This is a genomic window from Exiguobacterium sp. s102 (assembly GCF_018618635.1).
Lineage (GTDB): Bacteria > Bacillota > Bacilli > Exiguobacteriales > Exiguobacteriaceae > Exiguobacterium_A > Exiguobacterium_A oxidotolerans.
The window spans coordinates 26,029-41,795 of record NZ_JACSML010000002.1 but is presented as its reverse complement, the minus strand read 5'-3'; the positions used below and the strand labels follow the sequence as shown (position 1 = coordinate 41,795).

The 15,767-nt window shown below is 43.6% G+C and carries 19 protein-coding genes; 10 read left to right on the top strand and 9 right to left on the bottom strand.

Features of this window, described 5'->3' with window-relative positions:
* Window positions 1-66: 66 nt before the first annotated feature.
* The 5 genes from cls to KNQ02_RS05205 form a co-directional block, all read right to left on the bottom strand.
* Entirely contained in the window at window positions 67-1,530 is a 1,464-nt protein-coding gene (gene cls, locus KNQ02_RS05225) for a cardiolipin synthase (RefSeq protein ID WP_214765526.1), read from the bottom strand.
* A 111-nt stretch (window positions 1,531-1,641) separates the two neighbouring features.
* Window positions 1,642-3,048, bottom strand: coding sequence for a protoporphyrinogen oxidase (gene hemG / locus KNQ02_RS05220; protein ID WP_214765529.1), 1,407 nt, complete (start codon window positions 3,046-3,048; stop codon window positions 1,642-1,644).
* Complete coding sequence (gene hemH / locus KNQ02_RS05215; RefSeq protein ID WP_214769860.1) at window positions 3,038-3,970, bottom strand: ferrochelatase; 933 nt, start codon at window positions 3,968-3,970, stop codon at window positions 3,038-3,040. The genes hemG and hemH overlap by 11 nt, the downstream gene beginning before the upstream one ends.
* Window positions 3,967-5,013 carry a uroporphyrinogen decarboxylase gene (gene hemE / locus KNQ02_RS05210; protein WP_088836464.1) on the bottom strand — a complete coding sequence of 349 codons (1,047 nt, stop codon included), beginning with the start codon at window positions 5,011-5,013 and terminating at the stop codon, window positions 3,967-3,969. The genes hemH and hemE overlap by 4 nt, the downstream gene beginning before the upstream one ends.
* A 143-nt stretch (window positions 5,014-5,156) precedes the next feature.
* Window positions 5,157-5,459 carry a MerR family transcriptional regulator gene (locus KNQ02_RS05205; RefSeq protein ID WP_088836463.1) on the bottom strand — a complete coding sequence of 101 codons (303 nt, stop codon included), beginning with the start codon at window positions 5,457-5,459 and terminating at the stop codon, window positions 5,157-5,159.
* 117 nt (window positions 5,460-5,576) lie between these two features.
* Here KNQ02_RS05205 and KNQ02_RS05200 point away from each other — a divergent pair, with 117 nt between their 5' ends.
* The gene (locus tag KNQ02_RS05200; RefSeq protein WP_029332822.1) at window positions 5,577-6,872 is read left to right on the top strand and encodes an ammonium transporter; all 1,296 of its coding nucleotides are present in this window, start codon (window positions 5,577-5,579) and stop codon (window positions 6,870-6,872) included.
* 92 nt (window positions 6,873-6,964) lie between these two features.
* Here KNQ02_RS05200 and KNQ02_RS05195 read toward each other — a convergent pair whose 3' ends face one another.
* Both KNQ02_RS05195 and KNQ02_RS05190 read right to left on the bottom strand, forming a co-directional pair.
* Entirely contained in the window at window positions 6,965-8,101 is a 1,137-nt protein-coding gene (locus KNQ02_RS05195) for an ABC transporter permease (RefSeq protein WP_088836462.1), read from the bottom strand.
* Window positions 8,098-8,832 carry an ABC transporter ATP-binding protein gene (locus tag KNQ02_RS05190; protein ID WP_088836461.1) on the bottom strand — a complete coding sequence of 245 codons (735 nt, stop codon included), beginning with the start codon at window positions 8,830-8,832 and terminating at the stop codon, window positions 8,098-8,100. Before KNQ02_RS05190 ends, KNQ02_RS05195 begins: the two co-directional genes overlap by 4 nt.
* A gap of 338 nt (window positions 8,833-9,170) precedes the next feature.
* Here KNQ02_RS05190 and KNQ02_RS05185 point away from each other — a divergent pair, with 338 nt between their 5' ends.
* From KNQ02_RS05185 to KNQ02_RS05165, 5 genes are read left to right on the top strand one after another with little or no spacing between them, the layout of a single operon-like run.
* Window positions 9,171-9,419 carry a GlsB/YeaQ/YmgE family stress response membrane protein gene (locus KNQ02_RS05185; RefSeq protein WP_088836460.1) on the top strand — a complete coding sequence of 83 codons (249 nt, stop codon included), beginning with the start codon at window positions 9,171-9,173 and terminating at the stop codon, window positions 9,417-9,419.
* A 44-nt stretch (window positions 9,420-9,463) separates the two neighbouring features.
* Complete coding sequence (locus KNQ02_RS05180) at window positions 9,464-9,715, top strand: GlsB/YeaQ/YmgE family stress response membrane protein (RefSeq protein WP_088836459.1); 252 nt, start codon at window positions 9,464-9,466, stop codon at window positions 9,713-9,715.
* Window positions 9,716-9,760: 45 nt separating this feature from the next.
* Window positions 9,761-10,012: a GlsB/YeaQ/YmgE family stress response membrane protein gene (locus KNQ02_RS05175; protein WP_214769857.1), complete on the top strand. Its 252-nt coding sequence runs from the start codon at window positions 9,761-9,763 to the stop codon at window positions 10,010-10,012.
* A 42-nt stretch (window positions 10,013-10,054) separates the two neighbouring features.
* The gene (locus KNQ02_RS05170; RefSeq protein ID WP_088836457.1) at window positions 10,055-10,306 is read left to right on the top strand and encodes a GlsB/YeaQ/YmgE family stress response membrane protein; all 252 of its coding nucleotides are present in this window, start codon (window positions 10,055-10,057) and stop codon (window positions 10,304-10,306) included.
* Between the two features lie 51 nt (window positions 10,307-10,357).
* The gene (locus KNQ02_RS05165; RefSeq protein ID WP_029332817.1) at window positions 10,358-10,609 is read left to right on the top strand and encodes a GlsB/YeaQ/YmgE family stress response membrane protein; all 252 of its coding nucleotides are present in this window, start codon (window positions 10,358-10,360) and stop codon (window positions 10,607-10,609) included.
* Window positions 10,610-10,674: 65 nt separating this feature from the next.
* Here KNQ02_RS05165 and KNQ02_RS05160 read toward each other — a convergent pair whose 3' ends face one another.
* Complete coding sequence (locus KNQ02_RS05160; protein ID WP_214807443.1) at window positions 10,675-11,739, bottom strand: TcaA second domain-containing protein; 1,065 nt, start codon at window positions 11,737-11,739, stop codon at window positions 10,675-10,677.
* Between the two features lie 114 nt (window positions 11,740-11,853).
* On the opposite strand from KNQ02_RS05160, the gene KNQ02_RS05155 reads away from it, so the two are divergent.
* The 4 genes from KNQ02_RS05155 to KNQ02_RS05140 all read left to right on the top strand — a co-directional run bounded on the left by KNQ02_RS05155 (window position 11,854) and on the right by KNQ02_RS05140 (window position 14,572).
* Window positions 11,854-12,279 (top strand): HIT family protein, encoded by a 426-nt coding sequence (locus KNQ02_RS05155; protein ID WP_029332815.1) that lies wholly within the window; start codon window positions 11,854-11,856, stop codon window positions 12,277-12,279.
* A gap of 127 nt (window positions 12,280-12,406) precedes the next feature.
* The gene (locus KNQ02_RS05150; protein WP_029332814.1) at window positions 12,407-12,748 is read left to right on the top strand and encodes a hypothetical protein; all 342 of its coding nucleotides are present in this window, start codon (window positions 12,407-12,409) and stop codon (window positions 12,746-12,748) included.
* A gap of 84 nt (window positions 12,749-12,832) precedes the next feature.
* Window positions 12,833-13,402, top strand: a complete 570-nt coding sequence (locus KNQ02_RS05145; RefSeq protein WP_029332813.1) for an HTH-type transcriptional regulator Hpr — start codon at window positions 12,833-12,835, stop codon at window positions 13,400-13,402.
* Between the two features lie 255 nt (window positions 13,403-13,657).
* Window positions 13,658-14,572: a peptidylprolyl isomerase gene (locus KNQ02_RS05140; RefSeq protein WP_214807438.1), complete on the top strand. Its 915-nt coding sequence runs from the start codon at window positions 13,658-13,660 to the stop codon at window positions 14,570-14,572.
* Between the two features lie 161 nt (window positions 14,573-14,733).
* Here KNQ02_RS05140 and namA read toward each other — a convergent pair whose 3' ends face one another.
* Window positions 14,734-15,756 carry an NADPH dehydrogenase NamA gene (gene namA / locus KNQ02_RS05135; RefSeq protein WP_214807436.1) on the bottom strand — a complete coding sequence of 341 codons (1,023 nt, stop codon included), beginning with the start codon at window positions 15,754-15,756 and terminating at the stop codon, window positions 14,734-14,736.
* Window positions 15,757-15,767: the final 11 nt, after the last annotated feature.

Sequence of the window (15,767 nt, the reverse complement as noted above, 5' to 3'; positions counted from 1 at the left end):
TTCTTTGCCTTCTCAAACCTGTTTCGAACGAATCGTGATCAAAGTCATACCTTTACTTTTTCTTCCTTACAAAATCGGAGACAACAATCTAGAAATGCTCTCTTTAAATTTAATCAGCCTCGACCGTTCTGCATATATTTCAGCAGTTAACAACTTTGATACATCACAATCAGCGAGAAATAATTGTTCTAACTCGAGCGCAGTCGCTCGGTCATATACAATCGAGTTCATTTCAAAGTTCAATCGAAAACTCCGGGCATCAATGTTCGTCGTTCCGACTGAAGCAATCTCTCCATCGACGACAATTGTCTTTGCATGAAGAAACCCTGGTTCGTACGTATAGATTTTCGCTCCATAGGCAATCAGTTCTCCCGCTGCGGCTGTCGTCGCCCAGTAAACGAATGGGTGATCCGGTTTATTCGGAATCATGATTCGAACATCGACACCAGACAATAGCGCCATCTTACACGCATCCATGTAACTGGCATCTGGTATGAAATAAGGCGACTGAATCATTACTGATTTCTTAGCAAGTGAAATCATTTTAATCAATACATTTTTTAAATGTTCTGTCTCAGAATTTGGTCCGGATGTGACAATTTGCATGGGTAACGGCTGATTGATTTCGTGAGATCCATAATAAAAGAGCGTTTTATCCGTGTAGATGTCATTCGCTTGATTCCAATCCAAAATAAATCGATCCAATTGATCGTGAACGACCTCACCTTCTAGCCGAAAATGTGTATCACGCCAATAGCCGAATTTCTCATCAATTCCAAAATACTCCGTTCCGACATTAAAGCCTCCGATGTAACCAATCTGCCCATCGACGATACAAGACTTACGATGATTCCGGTTGTTCATTCGAAAATTAATGACTCCAAACGTCGGTGGAAAAAACGCAAACACTTCTCCACCATGATGAAGTAAGTCTTTAAAATCTTGTCGTTTCAAATCACGAGAGCCTACTGCATCATACAATAAACGGACTTTGATTCCTTGACGCGCCATCTTCGTCAATGCGTCAATCAATGCTAAGCCAAGGGAATCTTTTTGGATGATGTAATACTGGATATTGATTTCATGTTTGGCATTCATGATGTCTGTCATCATTCGATTAAATTTTTGTTCACCATCTGATAGAATCGTCACTTCATTTTTCAGGCTGAGTAATGACCCGTTTGATTTCAGATTCATTTGAATCAATTGATTGTATCGTTCGATCAACGGATATGTCCGTCGAAGGTCACCCAAATGGTTCAATTCTGCAATCTGTAGCTCGACACGTCGTGACTGTTCCAACCGCTCCTCTTCTTTAACATGATAAAAATCCTTTTTCTTGAGTAGGCGTCCAAAAAATAAATAAATTAAAAATCCAACGATCGGAATGAAATAGAGGACGAGCATCCAGGCCCATGTCGCACCAATATCACGCCGTTCCAAGAAGATGACCGTCAACACTGCAAGTAAATTCATGATTCCCAGTCCAAACAGTAAGACAACTGTAAACGTGCTAAGTACATCCATCATATCCATCCCTCCTCTCCCTTCTATTCCCCAGCATCCATTCTTTAGTCCCTTTGCCGTTCATTAAAAAACATGCCTGAAATTCAGTAGTAACTGAATTTCAGGCATGTTAGTTTAAGCGTTCGACTGTTCGTGTCCGTGCTGTATAGCGATTTCTTCAACCATCGTTTTCGCACTGGCAACACAATCCGGTAAACCGACGCCATCATAAGCCAATCCCGCTAAATACACACCAGGATACTTACTCATGACTTCGTCACGGACAATTTGAATCCGTCCTGCATGACCAACCGTATAAGCTGGTAAACCATCAACTAACCGGCTGATGATGACTTGTCTCGGTGCAAGCGTTTGACCACAAATTTGTTCCAAATCTTTTAATACTGTTTCCTTGATGACATCATCCGTCTCGTGAACGAGCGCATCATTACCTGGCCGACCGACAAAAGCGCGTAAAACCGTATGATTCGGTGCAGAATGACTCCACTTTTGATCGATCGCCGTACATGCCGTAATCGAATACGGGGCACGTCGATTGACGACAAAACCTGTACCTTCAATGGGTAATGTCGCTTGCTCATCGAAAATCAGCGTAACCGTCGCCGTTGAATGGGTCTTCAACTGCTCAAGTTCCCGTAAATCGGCATCCGGAAGTAAACTGACGACTTGAGGATGAGGAATCGTCAAGAGTACATAATCGGCATACTCAGGACCATGATCTGTTTTTAAGCGATACCGTTCATTTTCACGCGCAACTTCGAGTAAAGGCGTTTCTAGACGAATTTCAGTCCGTTCAAGCACTTCTTCTAAACGTTCGACTAGCGATTCAAGTCCCGTTGAAAGTGACAGGAACTGTCCTGTCGCTGGTTTCGTTTGTCCTTGAACTTGAGCAGTCGGACGCATCAAACGCATCCCTTCGAATAACGATCCCGCTTTTTGTTCATTCGCAACGAACTGCGGATATGTCGCGAACGTACTCATTTGATCAATGTTCCCGGCATAAATTCCCGACAATAACGGTTCGATCAACTTCTCGACCAGCGCATCCCCGAGGCGAGGACGCAAGTAACTACCGAGCGGAATATCTTCTTCAGGAATCGTCAATTGATCAGAAGGATGAAGCAACAATCGTGCAACCTCCGCTTTTTCCGAATCTGTCAGCAACGTCGTCTCTGAAAATAAGTTTAAATCGGTCGGGATCCCCATCACAGACCCTTTCGGAATCGGATGGAGACCACCTGGATCTAAAATGAATGCTTGCGACGTGTTGTTTCGAACCAACTTATCGCCTAATCCAACCGCTTCAATTAAATCGGTCAAGATGTGTTTTCGTGCGACGTAAGAATCCGGACCACGCTCAATCATGAAGCCGTCTTCTCGATAGGTCGCGACTTTACCACCAAGTCGCTCACCTGCTTCTAGGACGGTGATATTTAAATCAGGAAATAAACGTTCTGCGAAATAGGCAGCGGCAAGACCAGTAATACCCCCGCCGACGATAACGAGACGTTTACTTGACATAGCTACCAACTTGTTTTGCGACGGCTTCCGTGACTGCCTCCATGAAAGCCGGCTCCGCATTTGGCATACCTGGTCGAGCATAGTGGATACCGAGTTCGTCACATACGACTTTACACTCGTAATCATTATCAAACAAAACTTCTAAATGGTCAGCGACGAATCCGACTGGTACGTATACGAATGCTTCATACCCTTCTGCTTCATAAACATCACGCGTTAAATCTTGAACGTCTGGCCCGAGCCAAGGTTCAGGTGTTTGTCCTGCCGATTGCCATCCTGTAATCATATGTTTGACACCAGCACGTTTTGCAATCAACTCTGCCGTTTCTTTCAATTGATCCGGATACGGGTCACCGTTTGCAATGATTTTCTCAGGAAGACTATGCGCTGACACGACGAGGACCGCTTTTTCTTCTGTTACAGGCAGTGCATCGAATGTTTGACGAATCGCTTGTCCCCACCAGTTGATGAATGCTTCTTCTTGGTACCATGATTCGACAGAAGCAAGCTGAATTCCGTGTTTGTCCGCGACTTCTTTTGCTCGTCCATTGTATGAACGAATGCTGAATGTCGAATAGTGTGGTGCTAAAACAACCGTCACTGCTTCCGTGATGCCGTCTTTTGCCATTTGCTCGACCGCATCTTCGACGAACGGTTCGATGTGCTTGAGACCTAGATAGAGTTTGAACTCAATTTCGCCCGCATATTTTGCAGACAACTGACGATGTAATTCTTCCGCCTGGTCAATCGTGACTTGTGCAAGTGGCGAGACACCGCCGATTGCTTCATAACGCTCCGTCAGTTCAGCGAGTGCTTCAGGTGACGGTTTACGCCCACGACGGATGTGCGTGTAATATCGTTCGATATCTTCCGGTTTATACGGTGTTCCGTATGCCATTACGAGTAATCCAAGTGTTTTCATTTTGCTACCTCCATTTTTTCTTTCGAATAATCATGGATAAATGCAGTCAAGCGTTTTAAGACTTCTGGGTCGACTTCCGGGAAGATTCCATGTCCTAAATTAAAGATGAATCCAGGACGTTTCATTCCCATGTCAAGAATCTCTGTTGCTTTCGCTTCTAAGATTTCCCATGGTGCAAGTAAATAAGAGGGATCAAGGTTTCCTTGCAACGTTTTTGTCAACCCGCGTTCGCGTGCTTCGTCGATCGACAGACGCCAATCAAGTCCAACGACGTCGAGCGGTAAATCATGCCACTCTTCTGCTAAGTGACTTGCACCGACACCAAACATAATCATCGGAACGCCCGTTTCTTTTAATTCCGTGAAAATCCGCTCCATTGTCGGTTTGATGTAGAGAACATAATCTTTCTGACTTGTCGTTCCGACCCATGAATCAAAAATCTGAAACGCTTGAATCCCAGCATCAACTTGAGCTTTAATGTAGTCAATCACCATGTCTCCGAGTTTCTCCATTAATGCATGCCATACATCCGGATGTCCATACATCAATGCTTTCGTTTTATGGTAGCCTTTTGAAGGTCCACCTTCAATCATATAGCTGGCAAGTGTAAACGGTGCGCCTGAAAACCCAATCAATGGTACTTCTAATCGTTCCCGTAATAACTTGATGGTCTCGAAGATATATGGAATATCTTCTTTTTTAAACGGTTGTAGCGCCTGTACATCTTCCATCGTTTGAATCGGATTCGCGATGACCGGACCGATGCCACTTTTAATTTCAACATCAACACCCATAGATGGTAATGGCGTCATGATGTCTTTGTACAGAATCGCTGCGTCAACACCAAGTTGTTTAACCGGCAATTCAGTAACGTATGCACATAGTTCTGGATCATGTGTGATCTCGAACAGCGTACGCGTCTTTTTAATTTCACGATATTCCGCTTGATAACGACCTGCTTGTCGCATGTACCAGACAGGTACGTGGCCCACTTGTTCGCCACGGACCGCCCGTAAAAACGTATCATTGAAGTTTTTCATCATAACTACCCCTTTATACTCTTACTAACGCCCCAAAATAACGTACGATAAGTTTGTGAACACAGAAACATTATATCTGAAATGAAGAAGTCTGTGCCAATAAATCGGTTACAAAATTACAGTTCCTTATCCAGTTCATTAAATGTTCACCGTTTCTTGTAAAGACCAAACGCAGCATTCAATTGTCCCCGAATTAAATCAGTTCGTTGCTGCTCCGTTACTTTCCGCTCTTTTTCACGGATTTCATGCGTCCGCCAACCATCTTCGATTTTTTCTGCAACTTCAACTAGTCGTTCAATATCTGTAAATGAATATTTTCGTGTTTTCCCGTTCGTACGCTCCGGGAAAATAAGTTTCCGCTCCTCATAGTAACGAATCTGACGTTCCGATAACCCTGTCAATTCACAGACAATCCCGATCGACATCACTTTCTTTTCACGGTAACTCATCTTCGTCACTCCTTTTGATAAAAATACCATGTCAGATTTTCTGACACAAGTCGTTCCTTAAAAACAATTTCCGTTTAAAGTAAACACATACTTTAAATTGATAAAGGAGGAACGACGATGAATCTTGAAGAAATGATCATTTCAGTTGATACGTTTTATGTCTTATTCGCTACGCTACTCGTCTTTACGATGCAAATCGGTTTCCTATTACTTGAAACGGGAATGTTACGCGCCAAAAATGCAGGGCACGTCGCCGTCAAACAGCTCATTAGTTTTTCCGTCGCCGCGTTAGCTTTTTGGGCGATTGGGTTTGGACTGACGTTCGGAGACGGACCTGGTCTAATCGGAACGGAAGGATTCTTCTTACAAGGAGGGTTCTCAAGTCTCGACTGGTCAAATGTTACAATCGATGTTAAGTTCCTCTTCCAACTCTCATTCGTCGCTGTTTCCTTAGCGATTGCCTGGGGCGGGTTTGCTGAACGAGCTAAACTATCTGTTTATCTGCTGTTCGGAACATTCTTTGTCGCCATCATTTATCCAATCATCGCTCGCTCCGTTTGGGCAGGTGGTTTCCTCGGTTCACTCGGTATGCAAGACTTCGCCGGTTCGACCGTCGTCCACTTACAAGGTGGAATCGCCGCTCTCGTCGCCGCGTTAATTTTGAAAAAGCGGATTGGCGCTGAAAAAACGCCGCTCCTTGGTCACAACGTCATCTATTCTGTCGTCGGCGCCTTCATTCTTTGGTTATGCTGGTTCGGCTTCAACGCTGGATCGACATTGACGATTGCCGACGGGTTCTTCAGTTATGTCGCCTTGACGACGTTACTTGCGACAGCTGCCGGCGCACTCGGCGCACTCGCTATTTCTTTCTGGCATCGTCGTGTGGCAGACATTCCTTCGATTATCAACGGCGTACTTGCAGCACTCGTCGCGATCACTGCAGCCTGTGCATTTGTTGAGCCGTGGGGTGCCGTCGTCATCGGTTTCCTCGCAGGTATCATCACGTACGGAACAAGCATTTTACTCGCGCGCCGTGTCGATGATCCATTATGTGCCTTCTCTGTTCACGGTGTCGCCGGGATTTGGGGCACACTTGCTACCGGGTTCTTCGCCTCACCACGCCTCGTTGAAATCACAGGGATTGGACAAGCTGGATTATTCTACGGGGGTGGATTTGGTCAACTCGGTGTCCAAGCACTCGGTGTTGTCTTCGCCGTCGTCGTCGTCAGTGTCTTAAGTTATGCTTTCCTCAAACTCCTCGATGTAACGATCGGTCTTCGGATCACGCGAGAAGATGAACTCCGCGGACTTGATGTCGCTGAACACGGACAAGCTTCCTATGACCTCCCCGCTCCAATCAGTAAAGAACTAAAAGCAACGTACGATGCTGAAACTTCTGAAAAAGTGAATTAAGCTCTCGCTTTCTTAAACAAGAAACTAACCCCCGATTTCTCGTGCCTACTTAGGAACGAGAAATCGGGGGTTAGTCTGTCATACATTACATTTCATTTTCTGAGATACATTTCACTAACGGCAATGGCGATGATTGCCCCAATCAAGACGATAGGTTGTCCGTTCATTAACATAGCGATTAATGCTAATGCGATAATCTGAAGGATTGACGCGACCCGAATGACTTTTTTACGAGAGCTATTCGCATCTCCAAAAGGCAACAAGCGCGTTAAGAGGTGTGAGTCAATCGCTCGTGTGAACGGTGCCAATTGGAAACTTGTCAAACCACTGAAGGCAGGAATTGCAAACGTGACAAGCCATGGATTATCTTTTCCGAGCCAGATGAAGACTGCTCCAATCAATGTAAGCCGAACAATCAATCCAATTCCGTCTGTGCTACGAATGAGTTGCTTCATGTAAAGGTAGTCGAACGTTTGTTTTTTATCAAATTGAATTTTTTCGACGAGTTGACTTAAGATACGGCGTTGTTTATACGTCTTCGATAAGCGTGGAACATCGACGAACCAGTTCGCAATCCGATAGAAACGATCACGCGACTCTTGCTCGATTGCAATCCATTCCATCAGCGGTAACTGCTGATATTTTTTTAGGTGCAGCGTGACGAGCAGTAAGCTCGTAATCACTATACTGAAAATCGGCATGTCAATCATCACTAAAACCCCTGCACCCACTGCATGCAGAACGACAAGTCGGTGCGGAATCGCTTCTAGTTTCGATAGGTTCGCGCTCGCACCAATCATCGCGAGAGCGAAAAATAATACGATCATCTCAAGCGGACTCGTTGATTCCGTTCTTACATAAAGGACAGCGATTGCTAAAAACGGAATGACAACTCGAACCATTCCTAAAAAAGCATTGTACAGTCGGACCCGCTTCATATAAGAACTAAGTTGCGGCAAGTTCGGCAATAAAAATACTTGGTCAGCTTCGACTAAGAACGTTCGTGCCGTCCGATAAAAGGCGATGATAATGAATAAACCGCCCATCAGCAGATTTCCAGGAAAGTCGCCATTGATTTGATTCAGAAACCGCCCATAGACGACGAGAGCATATAATACGACGAAGTAGACCGTAAATAACAACCCACCGTTCGCCATGTACTTCGTGTACTTGGTCATTTCCGACATCGCAGCTTGATAGCGTTCTCGCCATAAGGTAGCACTCGTCATCCTTCTGCCTCCTCAATGGCAGCTACATAAATGTCATCAAGCGAACTATCCGTTAAATCAAAACGTTTCCGCAATTCCTCGGTCGTCCCCTCTGCTGCGATATGTCCATCGTGAAGGAGAATAAATCGATTACAATGCCGCTCCGCAGTCTCTAAAATATGTGTGGACATTAAAATACCTTTTCCATCGGTTTTTAATTCACTAAAAATATTCAACAATTCCCGGATCGCTAGTGGATCGAGACCAACAAACGGTTCGTCAACAATCAATAACTCACTGCCTGTGATTAAAGCACAGAGAATCATCGCCTTTTGTTTCATTCCTTTAGAAAATACACTTGGAAACCATTCCAGCTGTTTCGTCATCCGCAATCGCTCTGTGTAATGTTCGATTCGTTCTTGTGCTGTTTTCTCATCGACATCATACCCTTGCGCCATTAAGCGAAGGTGCTCTCGAAGAGTCAACTGTTCGTATAACATCGGCTGTTCCGGGATGTATGCCACTTGTTTCCGGTACGTTTGTTCATCAGCTGACAGACTGACACCGTTAATCAAGATTTCACCTGACTTAATGGGTAACAATCCTAATATGTGCTTAATCGTCGTCGATTTCCCGGCACCATTTAATCCAATCAGTCCAACTAACTCCCCTTGCTTTACTGCTATATCAATATGATGCAACACTGTTTTCGATCCATATCCACCTGAAAGATCTTTAATTTCTAATAACAAATCTAGCCACTCCTCTCATTAACTATCCTAGACAATTCATCCTTGTTTTTCTACTGTTGATGATTTTTTTTAAAAGAAAAGGTTTCAATACATCTTATTACGGCAATTACTCTAAGTGTAATCGTTACATCAATATATGAAAAACGATTTACAAAAATTGAAAGTGTATGTCACATCAAACGTTTTATAGAGAAGTAACTGGTCTAATCGTCTAGCTATCTTATCTACTTGTATTGTTTTACTTCTCATCAAAAATTACGTTTATGAGTCATTCATTTTCAAAGTGTTTATAACAACCTGAAAACAGGTAAATCTAAGTATGAAAAGGAGTGCTTCAAATGGGATTCTTATGGGCTTTAATCGTTGGTGGACTAATCGGTTGGGTAGCAAGTTTAATCATCGGGAAAGACGTTCCTGGTGGCATCATCGGTAACATCATCGCTGGTTTCATCGGCGCAATCATCGGACAGTCAATCTTCGGTTCAATGGGACCTGATCTTGCCGGGTTCGCAATCATTCCTGCAATCTTAGGTGCAATCATCTTAATCTTCATCGTGTCATTGATTCTTCGTGCCATTCGCAAGTAATCATTATCATCGAATAACAATTTAAATTAGAGGAGTGTTTTTAAATGGGATTTTTATGGGCTTTAATCGTCGGCGGTTTAATTGGTTGGGTAGCGAGCTTAATCATCGGGAAAGACGTACCGGGCGGCATCATCGGTAACATCATCGCAGGTTTCATCGGTTCAATGATCGGACAAGCCATCTTCGGGGACATGGGACCTTCTATCGGCGGTTTCGCGGTAATTCCTGCAATCATTGGTGCAATTATCTTAATCTTCATCGTGTCACTCGTTCTTCGTTCAGTAAATAAAAAGTAAGTAGCAGTAACCACTAAAACTAGTAATTCAAAGGAGTGTTTTTAAATGGGATTTTTATGGGCTTTAATCGTTGGCGGTTTGATTGGTTGGGTAGCGAGCTTAATCATCGGGAAAGACGTACCGGGCGGCATCATCGGTAACATCGTCGCAGGTTTCATCGGTTCAATGATCGGACAAGCCATCTTCGGGGACATGGGACCTGACCTTGGTGGATTCGCGATCATTCCTGCAATCATCGGTGCAATCATCTTAATCTTCATCGTATCGTTGATTCTTCGTTCAGTAAACAAAAAATAAGTAACAGTAACTACAACTACTAATTCAGAGGAGTGTATTTTAATGGGATTCTTATGGGCTTTAATCGTCGGCGGTTTAATTGGTTGGGTAGCGAGTTTAATTATCGGGAAAGACGTTCCTGGCGGCATCATCGGTAACATCGTCGCTGGTTTCATCGGTTCAATGATCGGACAAGCCATCTTCGGAGACATGGGACCTTCTATCGGCGGTTTTGCAGTCATTCCTGCCATCATCGGTGCAATCATCTTAATCTTCATCGTATCACTCGTTCTTCGTTCAGTTCGTAAACGGTAATAAAAACTAATTACTTGAGACCTTATTCAAACTAAAAAAGGAGTGTTTTAAATGGGATTCTTATGGGCTTTAATCGTCGGTGGTATCATTGGTTGGTTGGCAAGTCTTATTCTTGGTAAAGACGTTCCCGGTGGTATCATCGGTAACATCATCGCAGGTTTCGTCGGGGCCATGATCGGTCAAGCTCTCTTAGGTGACTGGGGACCAGTTATCGGAGGATTTGCGATTATTCCAGCATTACTCGGAGCAATCATCTTGATTCTAATCGTTTCGTTCATTCTTCGTGCAGTGAACAAAAAATAATAAATGAAAGCACCGGTAACAGACTCGAAGTTCTCAAAGTCGTTACCAGTGCTTTTTTTGTACCATCAGCGAAATTCTAACCACATTTTATCCGAACGCTCGATTACTCTTTTTTCTGACCGTAAGTTAAGCCACCCTAGTATATCTTCAAAGAAGCTCGTCGGGTACTCCCAGACGGTCCCGATCGATTCATTACTTTTCGATTCCGGTTTACCGGCGACTGCTTCAAGCTCAGACGGCGTCTTATTTAAATCAATCATGATGCTTTTTACATCATTGTTTGCATACGTCACTTCAAAACCGTCGTACACTGCACGATTTGCTACATTTGATGCGGGAGGACCAAATTCTTTTTCAACAGAAGAACGGTTCTCATCCAAATAAGCTGTCATCGCGTCGATCGACTTGCCTGTTCTTGCCTCGACTTCAGTTTCTAACAATTTTTCGATGTCTAATCCATACTGCTCCGTGACGTCTGGTTTGATTTGCTTCGCCAACTTAAACGTTACTTCCGTTGTTTTTTCGTCTCCCAGTTGAACGGTTTGACGGTCTCGTCCCGTCTTACCATTGGCTTCGACACTTGCAAGTACATCGTACTCACCCGGAAAACGTTTGATTTTCAACGGCTCATCCTCCTGGACGCCTACTTCTTCATCATCTATGAAGACGGTCGTCTCTGGTACATCACTCGTTACTTGAAGTAGCTGTTTATTTAGATGAAGCACATATTCGTCATACCAAAAGCGCCCTGCTGTTTTTTTTAGCTCGAACAAATCCTGTTCATTTTTCTCTGCTGTAGGTTCAGGGTAGTTTCGCTGATCGGCTCTAATCTCCGCCGCTGCTCGGCTGAGACGTCCATCCTCTGCCTGAAACCATTTCATCAAACGAGTTGCTTCCGCAATCGATACGACCTGATCATCTTCATAGACGAGTTTTTGGAACGCAGCCCGATCCTGATCGTTCACGGCTTTCACAAAAACAGCTTCTGTACGCTCTCGCTCAGCAGCCGGCTTGATTTGGCTTACGTACCCCCAGACTCCCCCTGCAACTAAGAGGAGAACGATTCCGATGATGAGCAAACGCTGATTTCGTTTTTTCCTTCGTTCATGTAACGTCATACGAGACGGCATCGTGAGTTCCCTACTTTCTTTAATCTTGTGTATCTAAGTGTAAAAACGTTTGATTACGTTGTCAATCACACTTAAGATGGAGATAATTCTATTTTTATAAAAGGAGTAATCCCTATGCAAAAAGATAACTGTATTTTCTGCAAAATTGCTAAGCACGAAGTACCTAGCCATAAAGTCTTTGAAAATGATGAGGTTCTTGCATTCCTCGATCTTTCTCAAGTTACGAAAGGTCATACATTAGTCATTCCAAAACAACATGCAGATCACGTATACGATTTATCCGTCGAAGATGCTCAATCAGTCTTTGCCGTTGTTCCGGAAATTAGTCGTGCCTTACAAAAGGAAACACAAGCTGCTGGCATCAACATTCTATCGAACACGGGCAAGGTCGCTGGACAGTCCGTATCACACTTTCATATTCATTTAATCCCACGGCATGATAAACATGATGGTTTTGGCGCAAAATGGGAAGTTCATAATGAAGACTACACGGCTGAAGAGCTTGCCATTTTAGCAAATTCAATCTCGACTCACCTGTAAAAAGACCTTCGAATGCATTATTCCATACACCCTTTTTTAGAAATATTGTCAAAATAGGTTTCCAATATCGGATTTTCGGTAAAATAATATGAAACAAATATTTTAATATTAAAGAAGGAGGTAAACTATGTCGAAGCGTCCCCAACGTAACTGGGTCGCTTTTGGTGCTACGCTGTCGCTTGTGACTTTTTACGGTTTGAAGGCGCTTCGCCAAGGTACTAAAAGTGACTCTTCGAATGGTAAACAACGTCGAAATTCTTATTCTACAATCGTAACGAACGTGCAGGATTTAACACAGGAGGGCAAGAACTTAATAGAGACAGCTAAAATTTCCGGTACAACCTTCAAAGATGAAGTTACGAAAGATGTCTCTGTGTATCAAGCCGAGATTCAAGAATCCATTTCGCGTATCCAAGAATTAGCTGATGAGGCGAAACAAGATGCGGATCACCTCTCTCCTCAAAAGTAAGGTCCATTGCTTCGATTTGTTTTTTGTATAGTTTGCATTTTGCGTTTTTTAGCCATCGTCACCTTTCGAAAGGATGAGTCAGATATGGAACATGAAAAATTATATCCTGGACAAGAAGCACTGTTATACAGTCATAAAATTGTCCAGCTGAGCAAAGCACTATGGAAAACGGTAGAAAAAGATTGGCAAAATTGGATTAAGCCCTTTGATTTAAACATCAATGAGCATCATATCCTCTGGATTTCACATGCTTTAGGTGGTGCTTCGATTTCTGAGATCGCGAAGTACGGTGTCATGCACGTTTCAACGGCGTTTAACTTCTCTAAAAAATTAGAAGACCGTGGTCTGTTGACATTCTCGAAGAAAGAGACGGATAAACGAAATACGTACGTCCAGCTTACACCAGCCGGCGAAACGTTATTACTTGAAACCATTCAAGCGTTCCGCCCGGAAGAGAATGGTGTCTTCCGTGCCTCACTCCCGCTTCAAGAATTATACGGGAAGTTTCCTGAGCTGACGGACATCTCTGCGATCGTTCGTCGTTTATACGGAGACAGTTTCATGGATATCTTCGCTGAAACGTCGAAAATGATTACAGAAGAAGCTGATCGTCGCCCGCAAGACCCTGTCATCGATTCAATCAAAAAGGCATGAATTCGTTTAGTATTTGAAGAGCTAGCGTTCTGGCCGATGCCTAGAGCGCTTTTTTTGATTGCGGTCATATTACTAGCCAATGTCAAACATCGCTTCCCCTTCACAATTTCCCATAAAAATAGTCATCAACGCGGATCGTGTATGTGATAGCATAGAAAGGAGCAAACATCTTTTGAAAAGGTGTGCAGCTGTCAACCTAGCCAGGATATGATATGATAGAACGGTTGAAATAAATGGTAAATTAGGGGTGTATGTATGAAGAAGAAATTTTTAAGTGCAGCAGCAGTCGCAAGTGTTTTCACACTAGCAGCGTGTGGGTCAAATGATGAAGCCGTCATCAACTATAAAGGTGGCGAAGTGAACAAGGCTGATGTCCAAGAAGAGGCCTATGAAAAAGCGGGTGCACAAATCGCTTTCCAACAAACAATGAACGAGCTTCTTGAAAAAGAATATGGCAAGAAAGTAACGGATAAAGAAGTAGAGGCAGAAGTCAAAAAAACAAAAGACCAATTCCCGGATGAAGAGCAATTCAACTCTACATTGGAAACAGCCGGTATTAAAAGTGAAAAAGAATTCGAAAAAGTTCTTCGCACACAAATGCTCTTAACAGAAGCAAAATCTGCAAAATCTAAAGTAACAGATAAAGAAATTGAAGAACGTTTCGATCAAGAAAAAGTTGAAGTAAAAGCAAGCCATATTCTTGTCGAAAAAGAATCAGAAGCAAAAGCAATCAAAAAAGAGTTAGATGACGGTGGAGACTTCGCAAAAATCGCGAAAGAGAAATCGACAGATACAGGTAGCGCTACGAAAGGTGGAGACCTCGGTTACTTCACAAAAGGTAAAATGGTCGAGGAATTCGAAACGTATGCCTTCAAAGATGGCGTTGAAGGTAAAATCTCTGATCCAATCAAAACGCAATTCGGTTACCACATCATCAAGGTAACGGATCGTAAAGAGAAAAAAGATTTCACACTTGAAAAAGAAAAAGACCGGATCAAAAAAGAACTTGCTGAAGAAAAAGCAGCACAAGTCAATCCGAACGATATCTACCGTGCATTGATGAAAGAGTACGATGTCAAAGTCGAAAATAAAGACTTTAAAGACGCATTTGATCTCGATAAACAAGAACAAGAACAAATGCAGCAACAAATGATGCAACAACAGCAATAATCAAAAAACGCCGATGATTCCGTTTTCTATACGGAGTCATCGGCGTTTTCTATACATATTTTCTGAACATGGCGACCAAGTGCGTAGATGAAGCAACTCCCCCGCCTGAAAAAAGCACATGTGCGAAAGCGTGATTCCTTTTTAAGTCCGTTCTTTTTTGATCAACGAATGGGCGCACGTTCGTATTGCTTCGGAAGGATGACCTCATCATGGAGTTCTGCCGCTGCATGATGAACCCAGTACGGTTGCCGTAAGAGTTCACGTGCGAGTAATACGACATCAGCACGTTGACTCCGTAAAATCTCTTCTGCCATCGTTGCTGTCGTAATTAATCCAACTGCCCCTGTCTTGATTCCTGTCGCTTGCTTGAGCTCTGCAGCATAGGGAACTTGATAACCAGGGTATACGTCTGGAACTGCATTAGCGACGACGGCACCGGAGCTACAATCGAGTAAATCGATACCTCGTTCTACTAATGCTTGCGCGAGTGGAATATAGTCCGTCGCTGTCATTCCACCCGGTGCGTGATCAGCTGCTGAAATCCGGACCCATAGTGAGATATCCGATTTTGCTTGAATGCCTTCGATGATTTCAAGTAAGAAACGCATCCGGTTTTCAAGCGATCCGCCATACTGATCGTTTCGCTCATTTGATAACGGTGATAAAAATGTATTGATTAGATAGCCATGTGCCCCATGTAATTCAATGAAATCGTACCCTGCTTGTTCAACGCGTAATGCTGCATCGATAAATTGTTGCTGAATTTTTTTAATGTTTTCTATAGATAACTCGGCTGGACTTCCATATGAATCATCAAAGGCAATCGGACTCGGTGCGACAGGCGGACGTGCTGTCGTACTTTTCCGTCCCGCATGTGCTAGTTGTACGCCAGCTTTCGCCCCTGCTGCTTGTACTTGCTCCGCAATCCGTCGTAAGCCTTCAATTTGCGAATCTGACCAAATTCCTAAATCGCCTGCCGAAATCCGTCCGTCAGGTGTCACAGCTGTCGCTTCTAACATGACACCTCCGACACCCCCTACTGCGCGGGACGCGTAATGTGTCACGTGCCAATCCGTCACCTTACCGTCTTCTTTCGCGCTATACATACACATCGGTGCCATGATGACACGATTACGAAACGTCACATTCCCAATTTCGATTGCTTCGAATAATTTTGCCTTCATTTTATTCTCCC